Origin of the sequence: Mesorhizobium sp. M6A.T.Ce.TU.002.03.1.1, from assembly GCF_003997275.1 — a bacterium.
In the GTDB taxonomy this organism is placed as follows: Bacteria; Pseudomonadota; Alphaproteobacteria; order Rhizobiales; family Rhizobiaceae; genus Mesorhizobium; species Mesorhizobium mediterraneum.
This window is the reverse complement of sequence record NZ_RZTI01000179.1, coordinates 1-9,794: the sequence shown is the minus strand read 5'-3', so window position 1 is coordinate 9,794 and position 9,794 is coordinate 1. Positions and strand designations below refer to the sequence as shown.

The window sequence follows — 9,794 nt, the reverse complement described above, 5'->3', positions numbered from 1 at the left end:
GTGGTTATCGGCATCAATAATTTCCTGTCGGTCGTCAATGACAAGATGGGCTCGCCGCTGTCGCTGACCATCGCCAGAAGTTTTGTCGCCACCATCATCGTTGGCGTCATCCTGATCCTGATGGGGCTGCTGAAACCGTTCAAGGCCACCGACGGACGCTGGCGGCCCTGGCCGGCGTGGCTGCGGTACACCGCCTTCGCGCTAGGCCTTTTCACCGTCGCCGCGGCGCTGCTCGGCTATATCGGCCTTGCCATCTTCGTCTCGCTGCAGGTCGTGGTCACCGGCACCATACTGGTCACCGCCTATATCGGCTTCCTGTCGGCGCGGGCGATCAGCGAGGAAGGCGGCTTTGCCAACACGTCGATCGGGCGCTGGCTGTCGGTCAATTCCAGCTATGAGGAGTCCGCGCTCGACCAGCTCGGCCTGGTCGTCAGCGTCGCCATCAATGTCATGATCGTGCTGGTATTCCTGCCGCTGATCCTGCTGATGTGGGGCTTCCAGCCCGGCGACATCCAGGCCTGGGGCTACAAGCTGGCGACGGGCCTGACCATCGGCTCGGTGACGATCTCGTTGACCGGCATCCTGAGCGGCATCGTTGTCTTCATCATCGGCTATTTCCTGACGCGCTGGTTCCAGGGCTGGCTCGACGGCTCGGTGATGGCGCGCGGCAAGGTCGATACCGGCGTGCGCAACTCGATCCGGTTGGCGGTCGGCTATGCCGGCGTCGCGCTCGCAGCGCTCGTCGGCGTCTCGGCGGCTGGCATCGATCTCTCCAACCTGGCGCTTGTCGCCGGCGCCCTGTCCCTCGGTATCGGCTTTGGCCTGCAGAACGTCGTCTCCAACTTCGTCTCCGGCCTGATCCTTTTGGCGGAGCGGCCATTCAAGGTCGGTGACTGGATCGTCGCCGGTGACATCAGCGGCACGGTCAAGAAGATCAGCGTGCGCGCTACCGAGATCGAGACGTTCCAGCGGCAGTCGGTGATCCTGCCCAATTCAAACCTGATCAACAATGCCGTCGGCAACTGGACGCACCGGAACAAGCTCGGTCGCATCGACATCAAGGTCGGCGTCGCCTACGGCAGCGACGTAAAACAGGCCCATGCTGCGCTTTTGGAGATCGCGCGTGGCCATCCGCTGGTGCTGAAGAATCCCGAACCCTTCGTGCTGTTCACCAATTTCGGGCCGGCCGCTCTCGAATTCGAAATCCGCGTGTTCCTGGCGGACGTGATGAACGGCAACGTCGTGCAGAACGACATCCGGTTTGCCGTCCTCGATGTGTTCGCCGACCAACATATCGAAATTCCATCGGCGCCGCGCGCCGTCGTAGAGACCAAGAAGCATGCGGCGTGGCCGATCGACGACGACAAGATCGAAGTCGATTTTGCCGAACAGGAGCAAGCGAAGGCGGAAGCCGTGGCCGAGGCGAAACGCCTGGCCAAATCCGGGCGCAAGATCCGCAAGCCGGATCCCGATTAGGATCTATCAAGATTCAGCTGATGCCAGCTCTCGGCGCAGCGAGAACCAAATGCGGCATGAATGCGGCATTCAGTTGCCGTTCAGCTTGCATCTCATATAAGCTCACATGCAAAGGGCGAGAATGCCTTGCGAAATGCAACAGAGGCGGTGGAAACACCGATATTGCAAATGTGGAAGTCTCTCGTCGCCGCCATCGCTTTTCTTGCCGTGGGCGGTTCAGCCTTCGCCGCCAGCGCGACCAACAAGGACGCCGAGACCCGCACGCTGGTCGTGACCGAAGGCGGTGGCAAAACGGAGCTGGCGCTGGCCGCCGGCGAAACCGCGGAATTCTGCCCGAGCGGGTGTTTCGTTACCATGCCGAATGGCGACCTCGAGGCGCTGACCGGCTCGGAAACGATCGAAATCTCAGGCGGGGTCGCCCGTATCAAGTAACCCGCATGAAGTAACGTTGACTGCTTGCTTTCGAAGGCCGGGAAAATGCCCGGCCTTTTTATCGTTTCGGGTCATCGATGCTTAACGATGAAGAGCGAAATTCCGTCATGCAAGCCAAGCCAGGCTGGGCGTTTTAACGTTCGCTGCGCTGTTCCCCGCTATATCGAGCCGAAGACGCCGAAGCACGGCGCTGGTTTTGGATCGGCGCATGATCCTTTCCGAAAAAATCGGTTTTCGGGGTCATGCGCTTTCAGGCAGGGCAACGAAAATGGATGCGCGGTCGGACAGGAACGCAATTCCGCTTGCGGTCGATCTCGACGGCACGCTGATCGCGACGGACCTGTTGTGGGAAGGGCTGTTCATCCTTCTCAAGAAGAATCCGCTCTATATCTTCCTCGTGCCGTTTTGGCTTGCCGGCGGGCCGGCGCAGTTGAAGCAGGCCATCGCTCAACGCGTCGAGATCGACCCTGCATCGCTGCCTTATCGCGAGACGCTGCTTCAGCGCCTTCGCATTGAACATGGCGAGGGCCGCCAGATCGTGCTGGCGACCGGCACGCCACGCAAATTCGCCGAGGCGATCGCCGCGCATCTCGGGATATTCGATCGCGTCCTGGCGACCGATGGCCCCTACAACATGACTGCAGGCAGAAAGCGCGCTTCGCTTGTCGCCGCCTATGGCGATGGCGGCTTCGACTATGCCGGAAACAGCCGGCACGACCTTAGCGTATTCGACGCCGCGCGTACGGCAATCGTCGTCGCGCCCGACCGCCATGCTGCGCGCTGGCAGGCCGCGCACAGTGCCGAAATGATGCCGGCGCCGAAGCCGACATTCAGGACCATCGTCAAGATGCTGCGTGTTCATCAGTGGCTGAAGAACTCGCTGATCGCGGTGCCGATGGTGCTGTCGCACGAATACTTCAACGCCGACATGATCTGGGAATGCTTGCTGGCATTCGTCTCGTTCAGCGCGGTCGCTTCCGCCATCTACATCCTCAACGATTTCTTCGATCTCGCGCTCGACCGCAAACATCTGACCAAGCGCAGCCGGCCATTCGCCAGCGGCGCGCTGTCGATCCCGTTCGGCCTCGGTTCGATGGCGGTGCTGCTTGCAATAGGTGTTGGAGCAGGGCTTCTGCTGCCGATCGGATTCCTCGGCGTTCTCGGCGGCTACATCATTGTCACCACCGCCTATTCGCTGTCGTTCAAGCGCATGCTCCTGATCGACGTGCTGACGTTGGCCGGTCTCTACACGATCCGCGTTCTGGCGGGCGCCGCGGCGACCGGCGTCGACGTCTCGTTCTGGCTGCTGGCCTTCTCGATCTTCTTTTTTCTGTCGCTGGCGCTGGTGAAGCGTTTCGTTGAGCTGCGCACGACCGCCATTCCAGCCGGCGAGCGCATTGCCGGCCGCGGCTACCGCACCGAAGACCAGGAGATCGTCGCCCAGGCGGGCATGGCCTCGGCCTTTTCCTCGGCACTGGTGCTGGCCCTCTATATGGACAGCGTTGCGGTGCGCGAACTCTATCCGCACCCCTGGCTGGTCTGGCCGCTGGCCCCGATCGTGCTCTATCTGACCATGCGCGTCTGGATACTCGCCCGCCGCGACGAGATGCACGACGATCCGGTCGTCTTCATCATTCGCGACTGGCGCAGCCAGATCGTCGTGCTCATCGGCGCCGTGTTTCTGGTCGCCGGAGGCTGGTAGGCGTGGCGAAGCAGCGTTTTCAGAGCTTCGGCCTTGCCACGCCGCCGGCACTCGATGTGATCCCGGCGGACGACGCTGTTGCGTTGCTGAAGAGCGGCAAGGCGACAAGAAACGCCTTGCTCGCCTATGGCAACGGCCGCTCCTATGGCGATTCCTGCCAGAACGAGGCTGGCAAGGTCGTCGACATGCGGCCGCTGAATCGCATCCGCGCCTTTAATGCCGAGACCGGCGTGATGGAGGCCGAGGCCGGCGTGCTTCTGCCCGACATCATCGCCCATGCGGCGCCCTACGGATTCTTTCCGGCCGTCGTTCCTGGCACGCAGTTCGTCACGCTCGGCGGCGCCATCGCCAATGATGTTCACGGCAAGAACCATCACCGGCGCGGCACCTTCGGCTGCCATGTCGAATCCTTCACGCTGCTCAGATCGGATGGACGGACCTACTACTGCTCGACCACCGACAACGCACGCCTGTTTGCCGCAACGATCGGCGGCATGGGGCTGACCGGACTGATCCTGTCGGCATCTATCCGGCTGATGCGGGTGCCATCGCTCGACATCGTCGAGACGGCGACCCCGTTCCGCGACCTCGGCGAATTCTTCGAGCTTGCCCAAGCGGCCGACCAGGCCAACGAATACGTCGTGGCCTGGATCGACCAGCTTGCCGGCGGCCACGGCCGTGGGCGCGGGCTGCTGTTCACCGGCAATCACGCCGAGCATGGCTCCCATGTGGCCTTGCGTGCAAGCGGGAATCTTTCGGTGCCGTTCCAGCCGCCGTTCAACGTGCTCAACCGGCCGTTCCTGACTGCTTTCAACGCAGCCTACCGGTGGAAGAAAGGCCGGTCTACGGCGCCGCGCCGGGTGGGCTACCAGGGTTTTTTCTTTCCGCTCGACGGCGTCGGCAACTGGAACCGGCTCTACGGACCGAACGGGCTTTTCCAGCATCAGAGCGTGGTGCCGGAAGACGTCGCGCGCCGGGCGGTGCCGGCGCTGCTTGCGGCGGCAAAAAGGGCCAGGCAGGGCTCGTTTCTCACGGTCTTGAAGCGCTTCGGCTCGATCCGCTCGCCGGCACTGCTGTCGTTCCCGCGACCGGGTTTCACGCTGACGCTGGATTTTCCCAACCGTGGCCGGGCGACGCTGGCGCTGCTGAAGGAACTCGACCAAATCACCGTCGAGGCCGGTGGCGCGGTCAATCCTTACAAGGACGCCCGAATGGGTGCCGACGTTTTCGCCGCGTCTTTTCCGGAATGGCAGCGCCTCGAAGCCATCCGCGACCCCGCCTTCTTGTCGAGCTTCTGGGCGCGAGCGGCGAAAAAGCTCGACGCGCGACGCGACCCCGCCGAAGCCGAGGATTCGATAAGATTCGAATAGTTCATGGTTAATGGAACGATAAGGTAAAGCTTTCTTCGAGTTTTCCTGTGCTTCACGAAATGTTTGCAGGTTTTTAATAGAACGAGGAAGGGTTGCTGGAAAAGACATGAAATACATCGTCTTCATTCTGTTCACGGTCATGACCAACGCCGCTGCGCAGCTCATGCTGAAGCAGGGCATGATGTCGCTCGGCCAGATTTCCTTCGAGGGCACCAATCCATTGCTGAAGCTGTTGCAGATCGTCTTCAGCCCGTGGGTTTTCCTCGGCCTGTGCACCTTCGTCATCTCGATGGCGTCGCACCTCTATGTGCTGTCCAAGGTCGAGCTCAGTTTCGCATACCCATTCCTCAGCCTCGCCTATGTCGCCGTTGCGATCTTCGCCTATTTCGTCTTCCGCGAGGACCTCAATGGCTGGCGTATCGCCGGCATCGCTTTCATCTGCGTCGGCACGGTGCTGATCGCCCAAAGTGGCCGGGATTTGGGTGGGCGCGGGCATGACGAGGAAACGGCCTCCCTTTCGTCCGACAAGATTCACAGTGGGATCGTTCGATGAGACATGTGATCTTCGGCGGTGACGGTTTCGTCGGCCGCCACCTTGCCCCGAAACTTCTGGCCGACGGCGAGGAGGTGGTTGTCGCCGATATCGCTAAAAGCGATCTGCCGCATTACCGCTCGGTCCGATATGCCAGGTGCGACGTCACCGATCCGGCCTCGGTCGCTTCGGTCGGGCTGAAGGCCGACGACATGGTCTACAATCTGTCGGCGAAAATGCTGTCGCCGATCCAGGTCCGCGCCAAACGCCACGAGTTCTTCTTCCCGGTGAATTTCCACGGCACCGAGCACATCCTGCAGGCGATGGACAAGGCCGGTGCTCCGAGGCTCGTCCACTACACGACCGACATGATCTACGGCCACACGGTCACACAACCGATGACGGAGGACCATCCGGTCGCGCCGCTCGGCGAATATGGCTGGTCGAAGCAGAAGACCGAGGAACTGGCCGCCGAATGGCGCAAGCGCGGCATGTCGATCTCGCTGTTTCGGCCGCGCCTCATCATCGGCCCCGGCCGCCTCGGCATCCTCGAGAAACTGTTCAAGCTGATCGACTGGAACCTTCCGGTGCCGATGATCGGCTCGGGCAAGAACCCCTATCAGTTCATCTCGGTGTTCGACTGCGCCGAGGCCGCGCGCGCCGCCTGGAAGGCGGGCGTGCCTGATGAGGCCTATAATCTCGGCTCGCTCAATCCGCCGCCGGTCAGGAAACTGCTCGGCGATCTGATCAGGCATGCCGGTTCGAAGTCGATCCTGATTCCGACACCGGGCTGGGCGGTCAAGCGCACGCTCGACCTGCTCGACCTCTTGAACATGCCGATCATGGATCCGGAGCAGTATCTGATCGCCGACGAGGACTGCGTGCTCGACGTGTCCAAGGCCGAGCGCCAACTCGGCTGGGTGCCGCAATATCGCGACGAGGACATGCTGATCGCCGCCTACAGCGAATATCGCGCCAAGAAAGACGGCCATGCCGTCGCCGCCAAACATGTGCCCGCCGAGTGAAGGGCCAGCAGGAGACTCTTGAGATGACCGTCATGACCAAGCCAGACCACACGACTGCGCGCGCCACGGTCAGCGCGCCGGCGCTTTCGCCCGCCACCACCGTCAAGCCCGATCTGATCAGCGTCGAGCAGGCCAAGACGATGGACGTCGCGCGCATGACCGACCTGTTCAAGGCGCACCTCAACCCCGGCCAGCTGCATTTCATGAAGCTGCTCGGCTTCCACAAGATCAAGATCGAGCGCGCCGAAGGCATGTTCTACATCGATCAGAACGGCCGCAGAATCCTGGATTTCTTCGGTGGCTTTGGCTCGCTGGCCTTCGGCCACAATCATCCGCGCCTTCTCGAAGCGCGCAAGAAATTCCAGGAAGAGAAGCGGCAGGAAATCGCCATCGCGTTCATGTCGCAATATGCGGCGGCCCTGGCGCACAATCTCGCCAAATGCTCGCCCGGCGATCTCGACATGGTGTTTCTGGGCTCGTCCGGCTCAGAAGCCATGGAAGCGGCCGTGAAGCTCGCCGAGCGAGCCGCCGGCCCGAAGCGGCCGAAGGTCGTCTATGCCGAGAATTCCTTCCACGGCAAGACCAAGGGTGTGCTGGCGATTACCGACGGCTCGCTCTACCGCGCCGACTTCAAGGTCGCCGACAATGTCGTGCGTATCCCGTTCGCCGACATCGAGGCGGTCGAGCGCACCTTCCGCTCCGATCCCGAGGTCGGCGTCATCGTGCTGGAAACCATCCAGGGCGGCGGCGGGATCATCCAGGCGCCTGCCGAATACTGGCAGAAGTTGCGCGCGCTCTGCGATCAGTATGGCGTGCTGTGGGTCGCCGACGAGGTGCAGTGCGGCTATGGACGCACCGGCCGTTTCTATGCCTTCGAGCATTACGGCGTCGTTCCTGATGTGACGGCGCTGGCGAAGTCGCTCGGCGGCGGCAAGGCCGCAGTCGGCGCGATGATCGCCAGGCGCGAGGTCTACATGAAGGCCTATGGCACGCCGAAGACGGCGATGATCCACGCCATGGCCACCTTCGGCGGCATGGGCGAGGCCTGTGTCACCTCGATCGAGGCGCTCAACGTGCTTTACGACGAGGGACTGATCGACAACGCCGCGGTGACCGGCGACTACCTCCTGCAACGACTGCAAGCGCTCAAGGAGAAATATCCCAAGATCATCAAGGACGTGCGGGGCAAGGGGCTTATGGTCGGGCTGGAATTCCACGACTTTTCGCAGACCTTGCCGATGGTGCTGCGGCCTGTGGTCAGCGTGCTTGACGACAAGCTGAAGGGGTCCTTGTCCGGCTTCGTCGGAGCGCTGCTGCTGCGCGACTACGACGTGCTCGTTGCCTTCACCGAATACAACCGCAACGTCATCCGCCTCGAACCACCGCTAATCTGCCAGCGCGAACACGTCGACCGCTTTGTCGAGGCGCTCGATAGTCTGCTGTCGCGCGGCATCGTGTCGATCGTGAAGGATTTCGTCAAAAGCCAGGTCCGCTAGGCTACTGAGCGAAACCATGCTGACCAAATCTCCCGTTCCGACAAACCTGCTCGATCGGCTCACCGAGGCCGGTCTGGCATGGGGCGAGGGCGCCTATGCGCGTCTTGCCGCACCGATCGGGGCGGCGGCCTTTGCGCTCTACATCCTTCTGACTGCCGTGACGGCATGGTTCATGCCCGACGCCAATTGGGACATGCTGCCCTATCTGGCGATCGCCGAAGAGGGCACCTATGCCGATGCGAAGGCGCTGCACGACTATGCCTATGGCACGGTCAGGGACGGTGTATCGGCGGGCGACTACAAAGCGCTGGTCGATGACGGCGGCGGCTTCCGCAGCCATATGGCCGGAAATGCCACCGACTTCCATTCGCTGCTCGGCATGTATCGGGTCAAGTTCCTCTACGCCGAGATCCTTTCGACGATGAGCTCTGTGATGTCGCCGGTCGAGGCGATGCGGCTGCTACAGGTATTGTCGGTGCTGCTGTTCGGTGGGATCGCGCTGCTCTGGCTGCGGTCCGAAGGCGCGCTGGCGCTGGCGCCGGTCGCCGGCGCGGTGCTGATCATGGCCGAATTCGGCGATGTGGCGCGGGCCGCGACGCCGGATCTGCTGTGCTCGGCGCTGTTCCTCGGCGGGCTTTTTGCGTATGTGCGCGGTCGCGAGGTCGCGACAGCGGTCCTGCTTTTCCTCGCCTTCATGGCGCGGCCCGACAACATTGTCTTCCTTGCCATCTTCGCCGTGCTGCTGGTCGCCTTCCGGCAGAAAGCGTGGGGCGCGCTGGCCGGGTTTGCCGCCTCCCTGGTCGCTTATTTCGCCATCTCCCATTGGGCGCAGCATCCCGGCTGGTGGCCGCATCTGTGGTTCTCCAGCATCGAGCAGCACTACAATATGGACGGCTTCGATCCACCGTTCTCGGTTGTCGCCTATCTCCGGGCCTTTGCCGCCTCCCTGGTCCGCGCCGTCAGCCTCAACAGCTGGATCGGCGTCTCGGTGCTGGCGCTGGCGGGGTGGTATGCCTCAAGCCGCGCCGGCTTCAAGCTCGACCGCCGCGCCGGAATCCTGTTCGCGGCATTGGTGCTCGGCGTGCTGGCCAAGTTCACCGTCTTCCCGATCCACGACACCCGCATCTACTTTCCCAACCTGATTCCGCCGTTTCTGCTGCTCGCTGGTCCATTCATGGCGCTGTGGACGAGCATCAAAGGGCGACGAGCCGCAGTGTTGCACGTCATTCCGGGCGATAAACCATGAGTTCCGTCTCCAGCCCGGCGCGCATCATTTTCGCTTGAAGCCGCTGATCTCTACTGCTGCGCGACGCGTCCTTTGGACGCGCAAAGGACGCTGTAGAACTTCTTTCTGCGCATGATCCCAGCGAAAATCGATTCCGATTTTTCGGCGTTATGCGTCGGGGTCGCGCCGCACCTGCGGCGTGTCGCAAACAGGCGGTAGCACGATGGCCGTCGCCTGCATATTGTGCGCCGGTCAAGCGGGCGCCGGCGCCTGCAACAGCACTTTGGAGTCGCGGGCAATGGCAGGATTTCCGGAAAAGGCGAAGGTCGTCATCGTCGGGCTGGGCGGCATTGTCGGCGCATCGGTCGCCCATCACCTGATCGAGCGCGGATGGGACGATATCGTCGGCATCGACAAATCAGGCATCCCGACCGACATCGGCTCGACAGCGCACGCCTCCGACTTCTGCTACACGACCAGCCATGATTTCCTGTCCTGCTGGACGACGCTCTACTCCATCGATTTCTACGAGAAGA

The 9,794-nt window shown here is 62.2% G+C and carries 9 protein-coding genes; all 9 read left to right on the top strand.

Features of this window, described 5'->3' with window-relative positions; translation table 11 throughout:
* The coding region (locus EOC93_RS30685) for a mechanosensitive ion channel domain-containing protein (RefSeq protein WP_164759343.1) at positions 1 to 1,476 on the top strand (1,476 nt) is incomplete at its 5' end.
* A gap of 168 nt (positions 1,477 to 1,644) precedes the next feature.
* The gene (locus EOC93_RS30680; protein ID WP_095486721.1) at positions 1,645 to 1,908 is read left to right on the top strand and encodes a hypothetical protein; all 264 of its coding nucleotides are present in this window, start codon (positions 1,645 to 1,647) and stop codon (positions 1,906 to 1,908) included.
* Positions 1,909 to 2,176: 268 nt separating this feature from the next.
* Positions 2,177 to 3,610, top strand: a complete 1,434-nt coding sequence (locus tag EOC93_RS30675) for a UbiA family prenyltransferase (protein WP_095486760.1) — start codon at positions 2,177 to 2,179, stop codon at positions 3,608 to 3,610.
* 2 nt (positions 3,611 to 3,612) lie between these two features.
* Entirely contained in the window at positions 3,613 to 4,980 is a 1,368-nt protein-coding gene (locus EOC93_RS30670; protein WP_127206495.1) for an FAD-binding oxidoreductase, read from the top strand.
* Between the two features lie 106 nt (positions 4,981 to 5,086).
* A complete protein-coding gene (locus EOC93_RS30665) occupies positions 5,087 to 5,533 on the top strand; it encodes an EamA family transporter (RefSeq protein ID WP_095486719.1) in 447 nt (148 codons plus the stop codon).
* Complete coding sequence (locus EOC93_RS30660) at positions 5,530 to 6,537, top strand: NAD(P)-dependent oxidoreductase (protein ID WP_127206494.1); 1,008 nt, start codon at positions 5,530 to 5,532, stop codon at positions 6,535 to 6,537. Before EOC93_RS30665 ends, EOC93_RS30660 begins: the two co-directional genes overlap by 4 nt.
* A 23-nt stretch (positions 6,538 to 6,560) precedes the next feature.
* Complete coding sequence (locus EOC93_RS30655) at positions 6,561 to 8,033, top strand: aspartate aminotransferase family protein (protein WP_127206493.1); 1,473 nt, start codon at positions 6,561 to 6,563, stop codon at positions 8,031 to 8,033.
* A gap of 16 nt (positions 8,034 to 8,049) precedes the next feature.
* Complete coding sequence (locus EOC93_RS30650) at positions 8,050 to 9,279, top strand: hypothetical protein (RefSeq protein ID WP_127206492.1); 1,230 nt, start codon at positions 8,050 to 8,052, stop codon at positions 9,277 to 9,279.
* 277 nt (positions 9,280 to 9,556) lie between these two features.
* Positions 9,557 to 9,794, top strand: a 238-nt coding sequence (locus EOC93_RS30645) for an FAD-dependent oxidoreductase (RefSeq protein WP_164759342.1), incomplete at its 3' end; no start/stop codon positions are given.

Excerpts from the sequence above, each read along its gene's own strand:
- EOC93_RS30650 (WP_127206492.1), top strand. The coding sequence starts at position 8,050 with ATGCTGACCAAATCTCCCGTTCCGACAAACCTGCTCGATCGGCTCACC.
- EOC93_RS30675 (WP_095486760.1), top strand. The coding sequence starts at position 2,177 with ATGGATGCGCGGTCGGACAGGAACGCAATTCCGCTTGCGGTCGATCTC.
- EOC93_RS30655 (WP_127206493.1), top strand. The coding sequence starts at position 6,561 with ATGACCGTCATGACCAAGCCAGACCACACGACTGCGCGCGCCACGGTC.
- EOC93_RS30660 (WP_127206494.1), top strand. The coding sequence starts at position 5,530 with ATGAGACATGTGATCTTCGGCGGTGACGGTTTCGTCGGCCGCCACCTT.
- EOC93_RS30665 (WP_095486719.1), top strand. The coding sequence starts at position 5,087 with ATGAAATACATCGTCTTCATTCTGTTCACGGTCATGACCAACGCCGCT.
- EOC93_RS30680 (WP_095486721.1), top strand. The coding sequence starts at position 1,645 with ATGTGGAAGTCTCTCGTCGCCGCCATCGCTTTTCTTGCCGTGGGCGGT.